The organism is Robertkochia flava (assembly GCF_020166515.1).
In the GTDB taxonomy this organism is placed as follows: Bacteria; Bacteroidota; Bacteroidia; order Flavobacteriales; family Flavobacteriaceae; genus Robertkochia; species Robertkochia flava.
Genome location: NZ_JAINZT010000004.1, coordinates 142,755 through 163,679 on the forward strand (window position 1 = coordinate 142,755; position 20,925 = coordinate 163,679).

Below are 20,925 nucleotides of genomic sequence, written 5' to 3' on the forward strand. Positions count from 1 at the left end.
AGTACAAATGAAAGCAATTAAAGTTATAGCAGTTCTGGCACTGTTTGTGTTTGCCCAAACCGGGTTCAGCCAGGAAGAAAAGTCATCAACGCTGATCAGGAACGTCAATGTTTTTGATGGGGTGAATGAGAAATTACAGCAAGGAGTAGATGTGCTCATCGAAGGAAATTTGATTAAAGAGATCGGAAAAAATCTGTCAGCCGGAAGCGATGCCGTTGTAATTAACGGGGGTGGAAAGACCGTTATTCCTGGACTGATCGATGCCCATTGGCACACGACTTACGCCTATACTCCGGCACCGGTTCTTTTTCTGAATCAGGGCGATATGGCCGAGGTAGCCATACGTAGTATGACCGGGGCCGAACAAACCTTATTGCGCGGATTTACTACCGTTCGCGATCCCGGTGGAAATCCATTTGCCATTAAAAAGCTGATCGATGCCGGAGAATACCCAGGGCATCGTATACTTCCCTCCGGCCCATTTATGAGCCCAACCGCGGGGCATGCCGATTATTACGGAAGAAGCGAGGTACCCAGGGATAAATCCTATACGAATTATTGGGAGCAAAATATGATGGCCATGACCTCAGACGGTGTAGACGAAGTGAGGTTGAGAACCCGAGACATTTTAAAAATGGGAGCTACCCAGATAAAGATCACTACGGGTGGTGGAGTAGCCTCAGAATTTGATCCCCTGGATGTGAGTGAGTACTCCGTTGATGAAATAAAAGCGGTGGTAGAGGAGGCGACCAACTACAACACCTATGTAACTTCCCATGTTTACACAGATCGTGGTGTACGTACCTCTATAGAATCCGGTGTGAAATGCATCGAACACGGGTTTTTTGTAACTGAGGAAACCCTGAAATTAATGAAAGAAAAAGGCGACTGGCTTTCCTTACAGCCCGTTTTTGCAGAAGACATGACATGGGATAACCCTGTAAGTCAGGCCAAATTCGAAGGAATTGTAAAGGCAATTGATAAGGTGTTTCCACTGGTTAAAAAAATGGGAGTGAATCTTGCTGTAGGAACAGACCATCTTTTTGGCCCCACTACAGCCCTCCAGCAAAACGAATATGTGGTGCGATTAGGGAAATGGTTTACACCCTATGAAGCGCTTAAGATATACACCTCCGAAAATGCCCGGTTATTGGAAATGAGCGGGCCTCGTCATCCGTACCAGGATGGCCCGCTTGGGGTGGTGAAAGAAGGGGCTTATGCGGATCTGATTATCGTAGATGGGAACCCGCTGGAAAAACTCGACCTGGTGGCCGATCCCGAAAAGAACTTTGTGGTGATCATGAAAGATGGAAAAATTTATAAAAATACCCTTACCGGAACGGAATAAAATGAAAGCAGCAAGAAAAGCGATATCACTTCTTGGGGCATGTACCCTGATTCTGCTGACAGGTTGTAACCAAAAGCAGGAATCCACTACCCGGGAAGAGCAACCTGCACAAACGGTTGATCTGGACGATTTTACCTCTAAACAGATGAGAGGGGTAGAGCAGGTCTCCATTGAGGTGGATCTGGATGGAGCTGTAGACCGCTTATCTAAAGCTGTACAATTTAAAACCATTTCCAACCAGGATCGGAATGACTTTGATACCAAGGCTTTTGAAGATTATCATAGTTTTCTGGAAAAAGCCTATCCTAATGTACATAAAACCCTTAAAAAAGAGCTTATAGGAGATCCTCGTCCGTACAGCCTACTATACACCTGGGAAGGAAAAGATTCAAGTCTTGAACCGGCCCTTTTTTACGCCCACCAGGATGTGGTGCCGGTACCGGAAGATTCCAGGGACCAGTGGAAGCACGATCCTTTTTCGGGAGCAGTGGTTGATGGTTATATATGGGGTCGTGGGGTATTGGATGATAAGAACCAGATCCATGGTATTCTTGAAGCGGCCGAAATGAAAATAAAGGAAGGCTGGCAGCCCTCCCGTACTATTTATTTCGTGTTCGGTCAGGATGAGGAAGTTGGCGGTGCAGAAGGCGCGAAAAAAGTGGCGGATGTTCTTGAGGAACGAGGTATCAAAAGATTTGCCTACGTGATGGATGAATCGGCACCCATTACCCCTGGAATTTTCCCCGGTATTGAAGAAAATACGGCTCTGATAGGCATTGCTCAAAAGGGTTATTTAAGCCTGGAACTGGCTATAAACGGGGTTGGTGGCCACTCCTCGCAGCCTCCGGAAGAATCGAATATAGGTATTCTCGCTGAAGCCATTACGAAACTTGAAGACGCCCAGTTTCCCTACAGGATTCATCCCGCTGTTCGTTCCCAGTACCGGTATATGGGGCCGGAACTGGACAAGGAACTCCAGCCCGTATATGCAGCAGTAGCCTTCGGAAAGGATGATGAAATAACAGCCCTGGAGCAGAAGTTTATTGAAGAAATGGCAGGCAACCAGCTCACCCGGGCCATGCTTCATACCACGATTGCAGTGACCATGTTCAATGCCGGTATAAAAGATAATGTACTCCCCCCTAAGGCAACTGCGGTGGTAAACTTCAGGCCCATGCCCGGAGACACTCCCGAGAAGATCATCGAACATGTGAAAAAGGCCATAGATGACGACCGGATCACTGTAAAGGATATCTCTGCCTCCACGCCGGCAACCAATATTGCAGATCCGAATAGCGAGGCCTATAAAATACTCGAAAAAACCATTCGGCAGATCTGGGGGAACGACCTGCTCGTATCTCCCTTTTTTGTGATCGGAGGGTCAGATTCCAAACATTTTCAGGCCCGGTCGTTCGCACCGGATGTTTTCACCATTACCACTATTCAATTGGAAAATACCGAGGAATTCAAAGGTTTTCATGGGGTAAACGAGCGCATTTTGGTAGAGGAATACGGAAAGACCATAAGTTTCTTTTATCAGATCCTTGATAACCTGGAAGAATTAAAAAGCTAAAATATTTACAACATGAAAATCATATAGGCAAAACAAGGAAAGTCACTGTCAAAACTCAAAAGGTGGTTTGAACCATGGGAAGTGTTGAAAATGGCAACCAGTACCAATTACGAGCTTTTCAAAATGTGTGGCCCCAGAGATCCGTATCCCGGTGAGAACGGAGTCGTCAAATAGGGTGCGTTGGCAGATTTACTTTTAGTTGACGGTAATCCACTGAAAAATTTGGATTTGATAGCTGATCCAGAGAAGAATTTTGTGGTGATCATCAAAGATGGAAAAGTCTATAAAAACACTTTAAAGCAATAACAAAAAAGCAAAACATCATATCATGAGGTTAAGGATTCGTCTAATTTTAGTTCCAATTGCACTCTTTATGAATTTCGTTGCTCTTGGCCAGGAAGCAGAAAGGGTATCCATTGCCTTGAAAGATGTTTCCGAAGGCCTGGTAGGTTATATAGGGGTTGCAGCACAGGATATGAATACCGGTAAGCAGGTTTTTCTCAATGGGGATGAGCCGTTTCCAATGGCCAGTACCTACAAGATAGCGATTGCCGTGACTTTACTTAATAAAGTTGAATCGGGGGAACTCAAACTTACAGATATGATCGAGGTCCAAGATGAAGAATGGGTGTTGTCCGATATCATCGCGTCTAATTTCATACACCAGGGTGTTTCCTTGTCTTTGGCCAACATCATGGAGGTGATGATAACACATAGCGATAATACGGCCACCAATGTAGCCCTGAGACTGGCGGGCGGTCCTGATGCCGTCAACAAACACGTTGAGCAATTGGGTATTAAAGGAATGCATATCGACCGCACTACCAGTGACTATTCCCGTGATTTCTATGGTCAGGAACCTGGTCGTGAGAATATGGCTGAGGCGATAAAAAATCTGAGCGCTAACCCTGGCCTGGCCAATGATCCTCAACCGGAGTTTGAAGCAGATGCCAAGGATAAGTCTACACCCAGGGCCATGTTAAATCTTTTAACCTTCATTTATGAAGGTAAAGGCATGAATAAAGAAAATACTGCTTTTCTGCTTGGGGTCATGTCCCGCACAGTTACCGGAGCGAAACGCCTGCGTGGCTTACTCCCTGCTAATACCCCGGTAGCACATAAAACGGGCACACTGGGCGGTATTTCCAACGATGTAGGATTCATAACCCTGCCAGACGGGCACAGCTTTGCTATTGTGGTGTTTACCCGTGGCAGTGACACGCCTCTGGCTGATCGGGATCGTGCCATAGCTGAAGTATCGCGGACCTTGTATGACTATTTTCTACTGATGCCTGATTAGAAATGAAATAAATATGGAAAACGCCAACACACTGAAATTTTCAATCCGTTTATTGCACCGGAGACATGTTGTATGTTTTCTTCTGACTATTCTTGTTTCACTATCTTCAAATGCTCAGCAGTATGATATAGCCATCCTGAATGGCCGGGTGATGGATCCGGAAACCAATTTAGATACCATTCGAAATGTAGGTGTTCTGGACGGAAAAATCGCTTTGATTACAGAGGAGTCTATTTCCGGGAAAGAAACTATAGATGCCACTGGGCATGTTGTCTGTCCTAATTTTATCGATACCCATGGCCATAATGTGATAACCCCCTTTGGGCAGAAACTTCATCTGCGAAATGGGGTTACCACACCCCTTGAACTTGAGATGGGAGTGCTTCCTGTTGATTCATGGTATGACAGCTGGGAAGGTAAAGCTCAGACGAATTACGGTGCTGCATCGGGCTTGCAGGGGGCCCGCGAAATGGTGCTGAATCCAGAATACAAAACCATTAACGGGGCTACCCTTAATGATTTTCAATTTGCTGGAGACACGCATTTTTCAAAGGCGGTTGTACAAGAAGTGGCAACCGACGACCAGGTGAAAAAAATTCTGGATTTGGTCGAGGAAGGTCTTAAGCAAGGGGGGCTTGGGGTAGGATACACCCCTGGCTATATGGAATTTTCAGCAAGATCTGAAGAAGGTATTGGTGCGCAGAAACTCGCAGGCAAGTACGGTAGATTTGTCGCGATGCACGGGCGCTTTTCCGGGCAGCAACCCCCAAAAGACGGGTTACTTGGTACGTTGCAGCAGCTCGGTGCCGCTTCGGCTTATGGCGGGGGTCTTATCGTACAGCACCTGACCGCGCAAACCCTGGGAGAAACAAAGGAAGCCTTAGACCTCATAGATGCAGCATTGGAAAAAGGCATTCCCATTGTTGCCGAGATCTATGCCTATACCTTTGGTCAGACCATGGTAGCTGCCGATTACCTCAAGCCCGATAACTATCAGTACAGCATGGGACGTGACTATGGTGACATCGTGGAGATCGCTACGCAGAAACCACTTACTAAGGAACGGTATGAGGAGTTGGTGAAAAACAATCCTTTTCAGCTGGTGACATTTGAGAATGCAACCCAGGAAGATCTATACATGGCACTGGCACATCCTTCGACCATTATCGCTTCCGACTCCGCTCCCTATACAGTCATGTCTGATAAATCTACAGCTTATGATTGGGATACTCCCTACGAAGCCGTGGCTGGCCATCCCAGAGGGGCCGGTACCAACGCACGTATATTAAGATTGGTGCGCGAAGAAACCCTCATGCCACTGATGCTGGCGATATCTAAAATGACCTATATGCCAGCGAAATATCTCGAAGAGAATGGAGTTGCGCAAATGGCCAATAAGGACCGTATACAGGTCGGTATGGACGCAGACATTACCATCTTTAATCCGGAAACGGTAAAAGACAATGCGACACCTAACGCCAGTGCCCTGCCCTCCACTGGAATCCCTTATGTTATTGTTAACGGAATTATTGTAGTAAAAGACTCGAAAGTATTGGAAGGTGTATATCCCGGTCAGGCTATACGTAACCGGGTCATTAATTAATTATGTAACAAATTTATTATGAAAACACTCACACAGTTTATTGATACGAAAATCCTCCCGGGGTTTTTCCTACTTTGTCTATTCATTATGGTATTGCTAACAAGCTGTGGAGATGGAGATAAGTCAAATAATTCAACCACCGCCGGGGAGTTTTCTCCCGATACAGCATTTGACCTTGTGATACTGAATGGCCGTGTAATGGACCCGGAAACAAATATGGATACCATTCGAAACGTAGGTGTTCTGGACGGGAAAATCGCCTTGATTACAGCGGAATCTATTTCCGGGAAAGAAATCATTGACGCGACCGGACATGTGGTGGCTCCCGGATTTATTGATTTCCATAATCATATAGCAAATACCCCTTTTGGTCAGCGACTGGCCTTACGAGACGGTGTGACCACTCCTTTGGATATGGAAGGTGGGGGATACCCGATCGATATGTGGTATAATGCCCTGGAAGGGCGTTCGCAAACCAACTATGGTGCTACAGTTTCTACCGCTGGAATACGGGAAAAGATCGCAAACCCTGATTACAACACCAATTCCGGTTCCTTTGTTAAAGATGTTACAAATCCGGACACCAAAAGTAATCCCGATCTTCAGTTTGCAACTATTTTACCTACTGCCGAGCAGTTGGAACAAATGAGACAAATGTTTACTGAAGGTGTAGAACAGGGAGGTCTTGGTATAGGCGCTTTGCCAGGATATATGACCAATGGGACCACAAGTCAGGAAACGATCATGTGGCAGGAGGTGGCTGGAAAGCATGGCCTGGCTACCTACATTCATGGTCGGTTCTCCAGCCAAATGCCACCGACAACCGGTATTCTTGGAACCCAGGAATTTTTGGCCAATGTGGCTGTTTACGGGGGTGGTTTATTTGTTCACCATGTGCATCAGCAAACCCTGGATCTCACGCCGGCTGTTTTAGATTTTATCGAAGATGCCCAGGAACAAGGGCTAAAGGTGCTTGCAGAGATCTACCCCTACTACCAGGGTCAAACCATTGTATCAGCTGATTACTTAACGCCGGAAACCTATCAGCGCAACATGGGACGTGACTACGGTGATCTGTTGGAAATTTCTAACATGCAGCCATTGACCAAAGAACGATACGACAAAATGGTAAAAACTAGCCCCCAAGACCAGGTTATTTTCGGAGGAATCACCGAAGAAGGGATGCTTAGTGCATTAGCCGACCCGAGAACGGTAGTGGGAAGTGATGCGCCGCCGATGGTCATTCCCGCAACTGGGAAGTCAGCCATGGATTTTGATGTGCCCTTCGAATCGGTATCGGGGCACCCCCGGGCTGCCGGTACCCATGGTAAGGTATTGAAGCTAGTACGCGAAAAAGACCTGATGCCCTTGATGCGGGCCATTTCAAAAATGACCATCATGCAGGCAAAGTGGCTGGAAGAAAATGGTGTGAAAATGATGTCACAAAAAGGCAGGCTTCAGGTCGGGAAAGATGCAGATATAACGGTCTTTAATCCGGAAACGGTGACTGATAATTCCACATTTGAGCAGGGTGCATTGCCGTCAACAGGCATACCCTATGTAGTGGTCAATGGTGTCGTAGTGGTCAAAGATTCAAAGGTACTTAAGGATGTCTATCCCGGCAGACCCATAAAAAATGATGTGGTAAACAACAATCCATAATGATTTTAAAATTTGGAATGATAAATTTCGGAGTCATTGATTGCATTTATACCCTGATTGATTCCATTAACTGGATGTGAACAAAAAAGCGATGACTTTTACAAAATTTATAACATATAGCGTTCTCATAGTTGCTGTCTGATTTGTGACAGCGCTAAAGGAGCGTCACCAAAGAACCCCTGGGGCCTTAGTGGAAATTTCACTTCGTAGTTCCATTATCAATGAATAGCACCGCTTTTGAAATAGACCCTAAATCACATGAAAAACGCTTCTGCCAACTTTATCGTTGAAAATGGTATCCCGAGGGAAAACCTCGACCTGATGGCAGATCCTGAAAGGAATTATATGGTGATACTGAAAGATGGAAAAATAATACTAACTAAAAACCAAAACCTATGAAGAGGCCTGGGAATATTTTCTTTAATTCTTTGAAAACCTGTAAGGTTCGTGATAAGAAGGATGAATCTATCAATTTTAACCAAACGGGATTAAGCTGGATAAAAAAGAACTCGTTCTGGTGGTTGGCTGTACTATGCGTATTGTTCATCAGCACTGGCGTCACTGCCCAGGAGACAGAGCGCCAGGAGATCGAAGAGAAAAGCGCGGATGATCTGGCACGGGAACTTGCAAACCCGAATACTACCCTGGGTACCATGGCTTTCCCTATAGATTATATTCATTATAGTGGGGACCTTCCCGGTGCGGGTAGTAGAAATGGATTATTGATGAACTTTCAACCCAGCCTTCCTATTCCCTTATCCAGCAGTGTAAATCTTTTTGTCAGGCCGCTGATCCCCCTATACCTGTCCCAACCTACCTTCGGTCCGGAAGGATTTGAACAATCCGGGGTGAATCTGGGGAATATTAGTGCTGACGTTGCTGTGGGTAAGACATGGCCTTCTAAAATTATTGGAATTGTCGGGGTATTTGGCAGCTTTAGAACCGCCAGTGATGAAAGGTTACGCTCAAATTACACCATGCTCGGACCGGAGGCCATGGTGGCGAAAATTTTTGATTGGGGTGTGGTTGGATTGATGCTTAATCATTCCTGGAGCTTAAATAGTAAAGATCCTGATGTGTTGAATACCACGACACTTCCCGATAACTTGTGGACGAATACTACCGGCAGGGAAACAGCGAGTATCACGGCAGGACAATATTTCTATGTGTATAACCTGAGGAATGCCTGGCAGATAACAGGGCAACCTACTTTTTCCTACAATCATAACGCTGCAAAAGGAAATAAATTGACGTTTCCAATTGGAACAGGAGTAAATAAAGTGGTGAGATTTGGAAAGCTACCGGTGAAGTTAAGTCTCCAATACTGGTATTATATCGCTTCTCCGGATAATTTCGGACCCCAACATCAGGTAAGGTTCCAAATAGCGCCGGTGGTACCACTGCCCTGGTGATAAATATTGATTTGAGGTTCTTTCATTTTCATGTGAATATGGAACCGGATTAGATGATAAATTTTTTAATTCCATGATCAGAAATGATAAAGACATGTACAATTTAATCCTATCTAAATGCTTTAAGAAGGGTCTAAAGGCATTGACAAATTTTTATTCTGTAACGAAATCCTGGTACACGGTACTTCTTTTTTTTGGATTGGTTACAGCGGGATATACCCAGGAGCAATATTCAAAATTGAGAACTTCTCCGGAAGACAGTTTGGGTATTGCCGATTTTCCGGGAGCCCTTGAGATTCCCAATACAGGATTATACATAAAATTTGGCGGGTATTTTCGAATGGATGCAATCTATGACTTTAACGGATCCGGAAGCCGGAATCAATTACTGATGAGCCAGATCGCAGTCGATGGTACCCCGGAGGCGGCAAAAGGCCCCTTCTTTAACTTCCACGTCAGGGAGACCCGTTTTAACCTGGATCTGCGACGGAAAACACAGTCGGGAAGACCCTTAAAAGTGTTTATTGAATTCGACTTTTTTGACGAATCCCTTCCAGCGGGGGTGCCCCGCCTCAGGCATGCTTTTATCAAATACGGGAAGTGGACCCTGGGGCAAACCTGGACCAACCTTTCTGATCTCAGGATTTTTCCCTTTATAATGGATTTTTCGTCAGGAGATGCCCTTTTCGGGGGGCGGGCCGTACAGATCCGTTTTGAAGATGAACTGTCACCGCACTTTAATTTCGGACTTGCCCTTGAGATGCCGGGATTAAGTGGTATTGCCGATCTCTACCAGCTGGGAGGGGAAACCATGCCGGTGCTTCCCATTTTTTCAGCCCGGATCACTAACGAGCGTGAGGATGGGATGATCATCGCAGGTGGACAAATCCAGCAGTTGCGATGGGATGGCCTGGACCAGGGGCCGGATGCCCGGGGGATAGGTTGGGGAGTGGTGTTTAACGGACGACAGAAAATTACAGATCGTCTCTTTGCAACCTGGCATAGTTCGTATAACTACGGCCTGGTGAATCAAATTCTCATCTTTGGAGGTACCGACGAAAATGCCGTCTTGCTGCCTTCAGGCGAACTGGATATTCAGGATGCCATCACCACGGCTGTTGGAGCGGGGTACCAGATCAATTCCTGGTTAAGTACCAATATTGCTTATGCCTATTTGAAGAGAGGGAATTTGGATTTCAGGCCGGAAGAAACGCTAAAAACCGGCGGTATGGGACATTTTAATTTTATCTGGAAGATAGATAAGAATGCCCTGGGGGGCATTGAGTATGCCTGGGGAAAAATCAGAAACATTAGTGAAGCCTCCGGGAATGCCTCCAGAATTCAGGCCATGGTTAAATATACTTTTTAAGAATCATCTGGGGTTTGTTGGTGTTGCAAGGTCGTAAAAGGCTAATGATGATTTTGAACCCCATCTGATTAAGTGGTTAAGGTACAGATTTTAAAGGGGGGTATATTTAATGGATTGAAGAGGTATTGATTCCGTTTATCGGCAATATTATATAACCCGGGAATTAGTTTGTAATTTTTTTAGTCCCCGATAAAAAGTGATAAATAAATTTTTGTGATCAATGAGAATTTCAGTTTTGCCAAATGTATTGGTTATAGCAGTTTTTTTGTGTATACATCTAACTGAAGCCCGGGCACAGGAAACCACCCAGCCTGAGAAAGATACTATAAACCTCGACCAAAAAATCGTTCCCCATGGGGATATTCGGGAAAAAAAGAGACTTTCTACCGGAGAAGAGTTAACGAATGCTGATTTTCCCGGATCCTGGCCCATGTTCGGAACAGATTCCAGGATGAAGATCGGCGGTTACGTCAAAACCGATGTAATCTATGATATCAATGGTTCAACCGATGATACACAGTTTTTAATGTCTACCATTCCGGTAAGGGGAGAACCCGAATATGGCAATGAAGGATACATTAATCTTATGGCCCAGGAAACCCGGTTTAATATAGATGTAAGAAATGATAAGGGCAGTAAGATTCCTTTAAATCTTTTTATTGAGGGAGATTTCTTCTCTGAAGGGAACCGATTCAGGCTACGACATGCCTATGTGGTGGTTGGAGATTTTATCATCGGCCAAACATGGACAACCCTTTCTTTTTTAGAAGCATTGCCATTTATAATCGATTTTGCCTCCGGGGATGCATTATTTGGCGGAAGAAGCGCTCAGATCCGATATCAAAAGCAATTGAGTAAACATCTTAAATTGGCCTTGGGTATAGAGAAGTTGAGCTTTCTCGGAGTAGATAATCCAAATGATTTACCCGGTAAGGCCTCTGCCCAATTGCCCTTATTTGCCACGCGATTAGACTATAGCTGGGGTAACGGAATTTTGTTCTTAGGTTCCAGTATTGGTCAAATCCGTTGGGATGGTGGGGCTGGTGGTCCTCGTTCCAATACAGCACAATTGTCATTTGTTATTGCAGGACGGCAATATTTGGGTGAGAATTCTTATGTTACCTGGAATTTGAGTAAGAGTAAGGGAGGGGGTGAAAATATTATGGCTTTTGCAGGGAGCCAGGCCAATGCGGTACTTACTGCAGATGGAAAACTTGAAACTATGCCGGCTACTTCTATTCTATTCGGGGCGATGCACAAATGGTCTCCGAAATGGTCCTCAAATTTTTCCTATGCCTATGGCTGGCTGGATGTGCCGGAAACCCGGGAAGGCTTCGCTTTGCAGGATGGAGGGATTGCGCACCTGAACTTAATTTACAGGTATTCCAAAAATATTTCTGCCGGTGTGGAGTTTATCTACGGAGAACAACGTACTTCCAATGAAGCCTATGGAAATGCAAGAAGGGTGCAGATGATGATGAAGTTTGAGCTTTAGACTGTGCCATCCAGGGGGCTTCTCAGCTACGCTTAAAGACTTCAACTAAAGAAAATACGATGGATAACAGGGAATGTCAAAAGCTTAAGGCATGTTATTCACCTTGATCGAATTTTTTATCGTCTCATATACCTTATTCTCCATATGGTAGATAACAGACTTCCATTTAGACCAGTATAAACCAATAAAAAGTAAATACAAGGCATCACCAATGTATTCAATGGAGAAAAATTCTAAGGTCATTCGACCAAAATAGAAGCGAAAAGCAATTAATAACAAGGTTATTAAAAGATCAATGGTTCTGCGCTGTAATTTCAATGTATTCGTGCTTTGATCAACTTTTACGGAATAGATGAAGCGATATCCTTTCCCAAGGAAAACACCCAGGAAAAGAAAGAGAATATAATACAAGGGGGTCATATACCTGTAAGCATCGTATAAAACGATCAGGGCCATGATCAGGATCAGGATTCTCAGGGTAATATCCAGTCGCTGAATTTTTTTGTCGGCAATACTTTTTAAGACGGATCTTTTTTTACTCATGATAAAAAGTTGACAGGTTCATATGTAAATCAGCAGCTGTACCCTTATCTTAAAAATACGAATAATTACCTCATAGAAGAAAGATTTGTAATTTACATAAATTGCAGATTAACAGTTAAATACGATTAATCTTTAAAAGGCTGAATTTTGGAAATCATCTGTTTAATTGCCTATGTACTGCTGCTGGTCTATACAGTACTCAGGATCCTGCTGGATACCGATTCTACCCCCAAAACCCTTGCCTACCTGTTGTTGGTTTTTCTTATTCCCGGCATTGGCATCATTGTTTATTTCGCTTTCGGAATTAATTACCGGCACCGAAAGACAGATTCCAGGGCGTATGAGGCGCAGCGTGCTATCGATACCGATTTTTTAAAGGAGATTGATGACACTACTTTGGAGTTATTGGAATCGCACCGAAATCTTATAGGCCATTTTGAACCGTTGGTTCATTTTCTCCGTGGTTTGGGGCAGGAATTTCTGGCTCCTGTGCGGTTAAGCCTGCTGGTGAACGGAGAAGAAAAATTTCCGGAAGTTCTGAGAGTGCTCGAAAAAGCGGAATATTTCATACATATGGAATATTATGCCTGGGAAAACGATGTTCGGGGGAACCAGATCAAGGAGGTGCTTTTAAATAAAGTTAAGGAAGGAGTGAAAATAAGGGTGCTCTATGATGACTTCGCCAGCAGCAAGATCAAAAAGAACATCGTAAGGGAATTGGAAAAGGCCGGGGTTCTCATCCATCCGAAGATCAGGGTAAAGCTCAGGCAATTTGCCAACCGCCTTAATCATAGGGATCACCGAAAAATTATTATTGTAGACGGTAAAGCAGGCTTTGTAGGGGGGATCAATATATCAGACCGGTATGATAATTCGATCGATACGGGGCTTTACTGGCGGGATACCCACGTTAAAGTCGAAGGTGCACTGGTGAATAGTCTGCAAAGGCATTTTATTGTTAGCTGGAATAGCAGTGCGCCTGAAGGATTATCTTTTAGTGAGGTATTATTCCCCGGGATAAAGACCGATTCTCAGTACGGTATTGCAACGGTCGGTCAAATGGTTGCCGGAGGCCCGATATACCCTGTGTCTAATATTATGCTCAGCTATATGCGAATTTTTACCCTGGCAAGGGAACGCTTATACATTACCAACCCCTATTTTATACCTAATGAAAGTATTATCAATGCCTTATGTCAGGCTGCTATTTCCGGGGTGGATGTACGGATCATGGTTCCCGAAAAATCGGATTCGGCTATTGTCGGGGCTGCTTCCCGCTATTATTTTAAAGAATTATTAAATGCAGGAGTGCGTATTTTTCTTTATAAAAAAGGATTTGTTCACGCCAAGACCGTCGTCGCCGATACAGGATTAAGTGTGGTGGGGACGGCAAACATGGATATTCGCAGTTTCGACCTGAATTTTGAAATAATGTCGGTGCTCTACGGGAAGGAATTTGCGCTGCAAATGGAAACGATGTTTTTGAATGATCTTGAAGATTGTTCTGAGGTCATCCCCGAAGAGTGGTACTCGATGGGAATCGGTAAAAGACTGGTATATGCCGTAGCCAGGTTAATTTCCGCATTTCTCTAAAGACATTACATCTTTTAAAGCTTATTCCGAGCTCTTAATGTGGCCACACATCATTGAATATTTTCTCATGTGGGAGGTAGCATGCCTGTCATTTCCTGAAATGATCATCATGGTAACCCCATTGGTATGTACCCGGGAGAGTCAGGTTTAGTCAGCTCAATTTGCCATAGGAAACAAACTGCCTGGAATATATGTTTAAAGGGTACGTAAGTCCGTATTAAAGATCGGGGAGCCGACATCCGGGATGTTACAGGGGGTGGAAGATTGCAATCCTGATCTAAATGATTTTTTAAAAAGCCAGTGTCATGAATCCCATGTTCACATGATCTATCAAAAGAAGTCTTATTGGGTTTAATTAGAGTTTTCAGTAATCTGTTATACCCACTTTCTGAACAGTAATGAAAGCGATGCATGCCAATGGTTTAAAATTTATTAGAATACCGCATTGCTTTGCTATATGGTTAAAGAGGGTTAATTGACTGATAATAAATATTTAACAGGAGATACAGGGGGGGGCTGTGAATTTTTAACTAGCTTTACATGGATACCCTAACTATTACCTGTTATTTATGGATTGATGAAATTTTTATAAACTTAAAATCAGTAAAAAAATGGGAGTGAATTATCAGGTAAACATGGCAGGGTTCGACATTTCAAGAGCCTACAGACAATTTCAAAGGGCCGACAAGGCTTTCTGGAAGGAACACGACGGAACTGCGGAAAGGCATCTTAAAAAGGCGCTCGAGTTATTGGCTACAGCATATGACCATATGGTAAAAGCGGAAGAAGATGCTATTGTCAAGGCAGGTAATGAAATCGGGAAAGGAAATGATGAACTCGACAAATGTATTAATGCCCTGGCTAATGGTAAAGAAGACCACGCAGAAACCCAATATGAGAAGGCCTTAGAACACTATAGTAAAGCTCTGGATTTGGTTGAATAAGGGCTTAATAAGTGTGTTTTAAATAAAAAAGAACAGCTTTAATTATTGTTTAAAAGTTAATAAGACCTGTCAGGACAAAATGTTGATGAGCGTTTTGTTCTGACGGGTTTTTTTAATGAATTGTTTAGAGCAACGAGTACGCGTTTTTCTATATCCATGGAAGGTAAAGGCAAAAGCAGTTTCAGATGAATTTATACTTACCAAATTGGAACCTCAAAGGGGGTATTGGGGAAAGTATCATCATGGCCATTATTAATGGAAAGGACATTGCTTCTCAAATGGGAGGTGTGCTTTTTTAGAATTCTGAAGATGTTGACGCGGTTACCCGGGAAAAGCCCTCTTCCCTACGTACCTGAACTTCACATTAGAAACTAAAAAAAGGGGGCCTCAGGCCCCCTTTGAAAATTATAGCTGTTGTGCTGCAATACGGTCGTAGAGTTGTCTGCCTAATTCCGAAAGGAAGGGAATACCCACTTCGTCGTACTCGTATTTATTGTCGTTGTAGATGCCATCTTCATTGACGTGGATGGTGGCAGTAAGAATAAACTCAACTTCGTTCTTTTCATCTCTTATATAGGAACAATCGGTGAGGTAGCCATAGGCATAACCTACTTTATTGTAGATCTTTATGTGCTCCGGGATGGGATCTTTACGGTCTCCAAACATAAAGAATTTTACATAGCTGTCGTAGTATTCTTCCCTGTCATAACCCTGGGTATAGGGAGGCGCATGCATGGCGTTGAGCACAAAATCCCGGTCTTCCGGGGTAAGGGCAAAGGCTTCTTCCTCCGGGAAATTTTCCGGGAAGATCACCCGTTTCATCAGGTTATGAAGACTTTGAACAGGAAGGTAGTTTTTCCGGGAAAAATCCATAGGTTCCATGATCAGGCTATCTCCGTCATAATATCCCTTTCCTTTCATGACCTTCTCTATTTCCAGGGGTGTTACAGGAGAACTGGTGGTGCCCGGCCATTCGGCTACCGTGCTGTCATTTAAATAAAAGATCAGCGGCCTGGTCCGGAGTTCATCTGCATTATCGGTAGAAAGCCGGTGCGCAATACGTGCAGGGCCGATGTATTTTTGTTCAAGTTGATTATTGATATAGTCCTTTCCGAGGAATTCAAATAACCGGTTATACGCCTCATTGTCACTCACGGCAAAGATCTTGCTTACCTCTGCTCTTAATGTGGTTTCCACACTGTCTCCTTCAACAAAGAAACGGGAGGTGCTATTTATGCTATCGTTATTCGCGATCTTTTCCAGGGCGAGCAGGGCTATGGGGAACTTTACCGAGCTGGCAGGGTAAAAATATTGGTTGGATTGAACCTGGAAGGAATCGTCCTTAAAAATCACGGAATCGCCTTTGCGTTCAATTTGCGAAAAAAGGATTTGTACTTCGTAGGCTTCGGGATCCTTCATGACCTGCCGGATCTGTGGAGCATCTACCGACAAAGCCGACGCCAAAGCAGATTGATCTTCGGTGCGTTTACACGAAAAGCTTAAAGGCAGCAACAGGAGCAGTGCTGCCCTGAAAGATAGAGTCATATAGTAAAAAATTTAAGTTGGTAAGATGGATGTATTCATGAAACAGCAGCCGTTTATTTTCCGGAGCCTTTGGCCTGGTAATCGGCCCATTTGGTATGAAGGAAAATGTCATCGCCAAAGTAACGGGCAATTTGAAGAAATTCATCGGCTTCCCTGTACCCGGGTACAGGAGATAACAATTCCTGTTTTTCATTCATAAAGACTTCCGAGGGATAACTGAGCCTTCCCTGGAGCAGGGCATATGCCAGTTCGTGAAAACCTCTTTTTCCCTGGGCCTGAAAAGTGAAAACCTTCTCCTTGTATTCGACCGCTTCCCTGGATTCGGCATCGAATTTTACCATATAAAAGTTTTCATTCATATAGGCAGCTACCTCAGGATCGCTGAAGGTGGTGGCATCCATTTTTTTACACCATCCGCACCAGTCTGTATAGACGTCAACAAAGATCTTTTTGGGTTTACTATCGGTGGTTGACCTTTCAATGGCTTCTTCCCAGCTCATCCAGGATATCTCCTGGGCCTGAATGCCAAAGGTGAGGAATACAAAGACGACGGTGATTACATATGGTAATTTCATGTGGGGTAATTTTTGCTAAAGATAATAAAAAAGGAAATGGCCCCGAAGGGCCATTGTATACTGGTGAGGTATGTTATTTTTGTGCGGAAGCTTCCACTTTCTTCTTAACCGTAAAGTCCACCTGAACCTGGTTCCTGAGCAGGTCTTCAAAACGTTCCCGTTTCCTGATCAGATGGGCTTTGCCATTGTACCATAATACCTCTGCAGGCCGGTACCTCGAATTGTAGTTGCTCGCCATGGAGAAGCAATAGGCTCCGGCATTGCGGAAACACAGCAGATCGCCTTCGTTGATCTCTGCGATTCTGCGATTATTGGCAAAGGTGTCGGTTTCACAGATATAACCAACCACCGAATAAAAGCGCTCTTTTCCCTCCGGATTCGAGAGATTAAATATATGATGGTAGGAATTGTAGAACATCGGACGGATCAGGTGATTGAATCCTGAGTCTACCTGGGCGAACACGGTGGAGGTGGTTTGTTTTACCACGTTAACCTTGGTAATAAAATACCCGGCTTCACTCACTAGGAACTTGCCCGGTTCGAATGCCAGGGTTAATTCTTTTCCGGTTTCCTTGCAAAAGGCATTGAACTTTTCAGTGAGCTTGGTACCCAGTTCCTCGATATCTGTTTCAATGTCGTTGGGTTTGTAGGGAACCTTGAATCCGCTTCCGAAATCCAGAAATTCCAGGTTGTCAAAATGTTTGGCCGTATCGAAAAGGATCTCTGAGGCATAAAGGAAAACTTCGATATCCAGGATGTCACTTCCTGTGTGCATGTGAATGCCGTTAATGTGCATCCCTGTGTTCTCTACAATGCGCAGCAGGTGAGGCATCTGATGGATGCTGATCCCGAATTTGGAATCGATATGTCCTACCGAGATGTTTGCATTTCCTCCAGCCATGACGTGTGGATTGATCCGAATACACACGGGTACTTTCGGGTGTTTACTTCCGAATTGCTCAAGGATGGAAAGGTTGTCAATATTGATCTGTACCCCTTTTTTAGCTACCATCTCAATTTCCTCCATGGATACCCCGTTTGGAGTGTAAATGATGGAATCCGGTGAAAACCCGGCCAACAGCCCCATCTCCACCTCCTGTATGGAAACCGTGTCCAGTCCGCTTCCCAGGGAATTCATGAGTTTGAGAATGGAAATATTGGAAAGGGCCTTGGCAGCATAGTTCAAACGCAGTTTGGATACTCCGCTAAAGGCGCTGGTTAATCGGTGATATTGAGATGCTATCTTGTCTGCATCATAAACGTAAACAGGGCTTCCGTGCTCCTGAGCAATGTTGAGTAAATCGCTGTTATTCATTTTTGAACTATTATCTTGACGCTAAAATAGTATGGTTAAATGAGCTTTTGAAAAAATATTTTCAATAACATAATAATAAAACAAATTGTTACAAATACAACAATTTGAAGACTGTATATCATGAGTTTTATTGTTAGCTTTGTAAGTATCAGATTATGAATGATATACTCCCTCTTTTTCCGTTGCAGATCGTAGTTTTTCCCGAAGACCGGCTGCCTTTGCATGTATTTGAAGATCGCTACCGGGAGCTCGTCAGGGATTGCCGTGACGGGAAAGGCACTTTTGGGATCCCTACCTATATTGACGGGGGGTTGGGGTTCGGGAGTGAGGTCACTATAGACAGCGTGGTTAAGGAGTACGATACCGGGAAGTTCGATATTATTTGCGAAGCGACCCGGGCATTTCGAATCCTTGAATTTCACAATCCTCAACCCGGAAAATTATATTCAGGAGGTGTGGTGGAGTACCTGGACAATATTGAGGATGGGCAGGACAGTCAGCGTCAGCGGGTAGTGCGCTTAATTCGCACTTTGTATAAGGAGATCGGGGTGAGTTACAAGGTGGTTCCTGCATCCAGGTTCAGGTCATTTCAATACGCCCACAAGGTCGGATTTAATCTCAAGGAAGAATACCAAATGCTTCAGATGACCAGTGAGGCCGAGCGCTTGCTCTATCTGGAAACCCACCTCGAGCGTATTCTCCCCATCATAAGACAGGTCAATTCCACTAAAAAGCTCATAGGAATGAACGGGCATTTCAGGAATTACGATCCTTTGGATTTCAAGGATTTTAAGCTGCATTGATCTGAGATAGGTTAGAAGACGGGGTGCAGTTTGCTCATTACCCGTGTAGCGGGGTAATCAGGTGTCGGGTAACAGTGTGATTTTTAGAAGCCAATGGTCCCCGATCTTTCACTATACTTTAAATTATTCTTTCCCTGTACGCATTCAGGAATGCAGACGGCAACTGCATGGGGGTAGATCCACATGAGCGGGAAAATTCGCAGGTGCATTCAAGTGCTGGGAAACCGTCTTTTCCGTTCAGACCAGGATGACGTTTCAGTCTATTATCCTTCTTCGTTCTTCATTCTTTTCTCCCGCTAATATGAATCAGGAAATAATTGGTATTATAAACTTGCTTTTGTTACTTTTGTTTCCGCTTAAAATTTACAAGAAATCGTTATGAATTTACACGAATATCAAGGAAAAGAAATTTTAGCAAGTTTCGGAGTTCGCATACAGCGTGGAATCGTGGCAGGGAATGCCAAGGATGCTGTGGCGGCTGCCAAGCAACTTACCGAAGAAACCGGTACCGGATGGCACGTGATCAAAGCACAGATCCATGCAGGAGGCCGTGGTAAAGGTGGTGGAGTGAAACTGGCTAAAAATCTTCAGGAGGTTGAACAGATCGCAGATACTATCATAGGAATGGACCTGGTAACCCCGCAAACTTCCAAAGAAGGGAAGCGCGTACACCAGGTGTTGGTTGCCGAGGATGTGTATTACCCGGGAGACAGTGAGCCATCTGAGTTTTATATGTCTGTGCTTCTCGACAGAAGCAAGGGCAGAAACATGATCATGTATTCAACCGAAGGAGGAATGGATATCGAGGAGGTTGCCGAGAAAACCCCTCACCTGATCTTCCACGAGGAAGTAGACCCTTCCATCGGGTTAATGCCATTCCAGGCGAGAAGGATCGCTTTTAATCTTGGTCTTAGCGGTAACGCGTTCAAGGAGATGGTGAAATTCGTGACAGCTTTATACAAGGCTTATGAGTCTTCTGATTCTTCACTTTTTGAGATCAACCCGGTACTGAAGACTTCAGACGATAAGATCCTGGCTGTCGATGCAAAAGTGACCCTTGACGACAACGCGCTTTACCGTCATAAGAACTATGCCGAGATGCGTGACCTCAGGGAGGAAGATCCTATTGAGGTAGAGGCCAAAGAAGCCGGGCTTAACTTTGTGAACCTGGACGGAAACGTAGGGTGTATGGTAAACGGTGCAGGTCTTGCCATGGCGACCATGGACCTGATCAAAATGGCAGGAGGAGAACCTGCGAACTTCCTTGATGTTGGAGGTACAGCAGATGCCAGACGTGTGGAAACGGCTTTCCGCATCATCCTGAAAGATCCTAACGTAAAGGCCATCCTTGTGAACATCTTCGGAGGTATCGTAAGATGTGACCGTGTAGCCCAGGGTATCGTTGATGCCTATAAGAACATGGGGGATGCCATCCAGGTGCCTATTATTGTTCGTCTTCAGGGAACCAACGCTGAGATCGCTAAAGAACTTATCGATAATTCCGGGCTTGCAGTGCATTCTGCTATCGAGTTCCAGGAGGCTGCAGATAAAGTTCAGGAGGTATTGAAATAAATCCTTTTACATATATAATAAAACCCGGCTAATGGCCGGGTTTTTTTGTTAAGCCAACATCAAGAGGGACGTCCTGAAATGGCAAGGGTTAACCTAAGTTTAAGAGGACTCCCTTTGGTTTTACTACAACTTTCCTAAGCTTTCACGGTTTTTTTGTTCGATGGAATCCGGAGCATTCGCTGCGAGGTCTCTCATGATAAAACCAGGTCTGCTATCCTTTAGCTTTACGTCTTCCGGAGCTTGCAGGATGCCATGATTCGCCAATGGATAAAA

The 20,925-nt window shown here is 44.4% G+C and carries 18 protein-coding genes; 14 read left to right on the plus strand and 4 right to left on the minus strand.

What is annotated here, in order from left to right:
* Positions 1–7 precede the first annotated feature (7 nt).
* From K7R11_RS05595 to K7R11_RS05635, 10 genes are all read left to right on the plus strand, one after another.
* Complete coding sequence (locus tag K7R11_RS05595; protein WP_224489339.1) at positions 8–1,348, plus strand: metal-dependent hydrolase family protein; 1,341 nt, start codon at positions 8–10, stop codon at positions 1,346–1,348.
* Position 1,349: 1 nt separating this feature from the next.
* A complete protein-coding gene (locus tag K7R11_RS05600; protein ID WP_224489340.1) occupies positions 1,350–2,921 on the plus strand; it encodes a M20 family peptidase in 1,572 nt (523 codons plus the stop codon).
* Between the two features lie 180 nt (positions 2,922–3,101).
* Positions 3,102–3,227, plus strand: coding sequence for a hypothetical protein (locus K7R11_RS15015; protein WP_262899784.1), 126 nt, complete (start codon positions 3,102–3,104; stop codon positions 3,225–3,227).
* 22 nt (positions 3,228–3,249) lie between these two features.
* Positions 3,250–4,221, plus strand: a complete 972-nt coding sequence (gene bla / locus K7R11_RS05605) for a class A beta-lactamase (RefSeq protein WP_224489341.1) — start codon at positions 3,250–3,252, stop codon at positions 4,219–4,221.
* 13 nt (positions 4,222–4,234) lie between these two features.
* Complete coding sequence (locus K7R11_RS05610; RefSeq protein ID WP_224489342.1) at positions 4,235–5,824, plus strand: amidohydrolase family protein; 1,590 nt, start codon at positions 4,235–4,237, stop codon at positions 5,822–5,824.
* A gap of 18 nt (positions 5,825–5,842) precedes the next feature.
* On the plus strand, positions 5,843–7,486 hold the full coding sequence (locus K7R11_RS05615) for an amidohydrolase family protein (protein WP_224489344.1): 1,644 nt from the start codon (positions 5,843–5,845) through the stop codon (positions 7,484–7,486).
* 258 nt (positions 7,487–7,744) lie between these two features.
* A complete protein-coding gene (locus tag K7R11_RS05620) occupies positions 7,745–7,885 on the plus strand; it encodes a hypothetical protein (RefSeq protein ID WP_224489346.1) in 141 nt (46 codons plus the stop codon).
* On the plus strand, positions 7,882–8,898 hold the full coding sequence (locus tag K7R11_RS05625) for a hypothetical protein (RefSeq protein ID WP_224489348.1): 1,017 nt from the start codon (positions 7,882–7,884) through the stop codon (positions 8,896–8,898). The genes K7R11_RS05620 and K7R11_RS05625 overlap by 4 nt, the downstream gene beginning before the upstream one ends.
* A gap of 142 nt (positions 8,899–9,040) precedes the next feature.
* A complete protein-coding gene (locus tag K7R11_RS05630; protein ID WP_224489350.1) occupies positions 9,041–10,267 on the plus strand; it encodes a DcaP family trimeric outer membrane transporter in 1,227 nt (408 codons plus the stop codon).
* A 220-nt stretch (positions 10,268–10,487) separates the two neighbouring features.
* On the plus strand, positions 10,488–11,762 hold the full coding sequence (locus tag K7R11_RS05635) for a DcaP family trimeric outer membrane transporter (RefSeq protein ID WP_224489352.1): 1,275 nt from the start codon (positions 10,488–10,490) through the stop codon (positions 11,760–11,762).
* Between the two features lie 84 nt (positions 11,763–11,846).
* Here K7R11_RS05635 and K7R11_RS05640 read toward each other — a convergent pair whose 3' ends face one another.
* A complete protein-coding gene (locus tag K7R11_RS05640; RefSeq protein WP_224489354.1) occupies positions 11,847–12,305 on the minus strand; it encodes a hypothetical protein in 459 nt (152 codons plus the stop codon).
* 147 nt (positions 12,306–12,452) lie between these two features.
* Here K7R11_RS05640 and cls point away from each other — a divergent pair, with 147 nt between their 5' ends.
* Together cls and K7R11_RS05650 are read left to right on the plus strand one after the other, a co-directional pair.
* The gene (gene cls / locus K7R11_RS05645; RefSeq protein WP_224489356.1) at positions 12,453–13,898 is read left to right on the plus strand and encodes a cardiolipin synthase; all 1,446 of its coding nucleotides are present in this window, start codon (positions 12,453–12,455) and stop codon (positions 13,896–13,898) included.
* A gap of 611 nt (positions 13,899–14,509) precedes the next feature.
* Entirely contained in the window at positions 14,510–14,842 is a 333-nt protein-coding gene (locus K7R11_RS05650; RefSeq protein ID WP_224489357.1) for a hypothetical protein, read from the plus strand.
* A 405-nt stretch (positions 14,843–15,247) separates the two neighbouring features.
* Here the strand turns inward: K7R11_RS05650 and K7R11_RS05655 are convergent, their stop codons facing one another.
* The 3 genes from K7R11_RS05655 to lysA form a co-directional block, all read right to left on the minus strand.
* Positions 15,248–16,387, minus strand: a complete 1,140-nt coding sequence (locus K7R11_RS05655; protein ID WP_224489358.1) for a serine hydrolase — start codon at positions 16,385–16,387, stop codon at positions 15,248–15,250.
* 53 nt (positions 16,388–16,440) lie between these two features.
* On the minus strand, positions 16,441–16,962 hold the full coding sequence (locus K7R11_RS05660; protein WP_224489359.1) for a thioredoxin family protein: 522 nt from the start codon (positions 16,960–16,962) through the stop codon (positions 16,441–16,443).
* Between the two features lie 73 nt (positions 16,963–17,035).
* A complete protein-coding gene (gene lysA, locus K7R11_RS05665; RefSeq protein ID WP_224489360.1) occupies positions 17,036–18,277 on the minus strand; it encodes a diaminopimelate decarboxylase in 1,242 nt (413 codons plus the stop codon).
* Between the two features lie 155 nt (positions 18,278–18,432).
* Here lysA and K7R11_RS05670 point away from each other — a divergent pair, with 155 nt between their 5' ends.
* Entirely contained in the window at positions 18,433–19,080 is a 648-nt protein-coding gene (locus K7R11_RS05670) for an LON peptidase substrate-binding domain-containing protein (RefSeq protein WP_224489361.1), read from the plus strand.
* A 378-nt stretch (positions 19,081–19,458) separates the two neighbouring features.
* Entirely contained in the window at positions 19,459–20,652 is a 1,194-nt protein-coding gene (sucC, locus tag K7R11_RS05675) for an ADP-forming succinate--CoA ligase subunit beta (protein ID WP_224489362.1), read from the plus strand.
* The last annotated feature ends 273 nt before the right edge of the window (positions 20,653–20,925 follow it).

Excerpts from the sequence above, each read along its gene's own strand:
- K7R11_RS05595 (WP_224489339.1), top strand. The coding sequence starts at position 8 with ATGAAAGCAATTAAAGTTATAGCAGTTCTGGCACTGTTTGTGTTTGCC.
- K7R11_RS05600 (WP_224489340.1), top strand. The coding sequence starts at position 1,350 with ATGAAAGCAGCAAGAAAAGCGATATCACTTCTTGGGGCATGTACCCTG.
- bla (WP_224489341.1), top strand. The coding sequence starts at position 3,250 with ATGAGGTTAAGGATTCGTCTAATTTTAGTTCCAATTGCACTCTTTATG.
- K7R11_RS05610 (WP_224489342.1), top strand. The coding sequence starts at position 4,235 with ATGGAAAACGCCAACACACTGAAATTTTCAATCCGTTTATTGCACCGG.
- K7R11_RS05615 (WP_224489344.1), top strand. The coding sequence starts at position 5,843 with ATGAAAACACTCACACAGTTTATTGATACGAAAATCCTCCCGGGGTTT.
- K7R11_RS05620 (WP_224489346.1), top strand. The coding sequence starts at position 7,745 with ATGAAAAACGCTTCTGCCAACTTTATCGTTGAAAATGGTATCCCGAGG.
- K7R11_RS05625 (WP_224489348.1), top strand. The coding sequence starts at position 7,882 with ATGAAGAGGCCTGGGAATATTTTCTTTAATTCTTTGAAAACCTGTAAG.
- K7R11_RS05635 (WP_224489352.1), top strand. The coding sequence starts at position 10,488 with ATGAGAATTTCAGTTTTGCCAAATGTATTGGTTATAGCAGTTTTTTTG.
- K7R11_RS05640 (WP_224489354.1), bottom strand. The coding sequence starts at position 12,305 with ATGAGTAAAAAAAGATCCGTCTTAAAAAGTATTGCCGACAAAAAAATT.
- K7R11_RS05650 (WP_224489357.1), top strand. The coding sequence starts at position 14,510 with ATGGGAGTGAATTATCAGGTAAACATGGCAGGGTTCGACATTTCAAGA.
- K7R11_RS05655 (WP_224489358.1), bottom strand. The coding sequence starts at position 16,387 with ATGACTCTATCTTTCAGGGCAGCACTGCTCCTGTTGCTGCCTTTAAGC.
- K7R11_RS05660 (WP_224489359.1), bottom strand. The coding sequence starts at position 16,962 with ATGAAATTACCATATGTAATCACCGTCGTCTTTGTATTCCTCACCTTT.
- lysA (WP_224489360.1), bottom strand. The coding sequence starts at position 18,277 with ATGAATAACAGCGATTTACTCAACATTGCTCAGGAGCACGGAAGCCCT.
- K7R11_RS05670 (WP_224489361.1), top strand. The coding sequence starts at position 18,433 with ATGAATGATATACTCCCTCTTTTTCCGTTGCAGATCGTAGTTTTTCCC.
- sucC (WP_224489362.1), top strand. The coding sequence starts at position 19,459 with ATGAATTTACACGAATATCAAGGAAAAGAAATTTTAGCAAGTTTCGGA.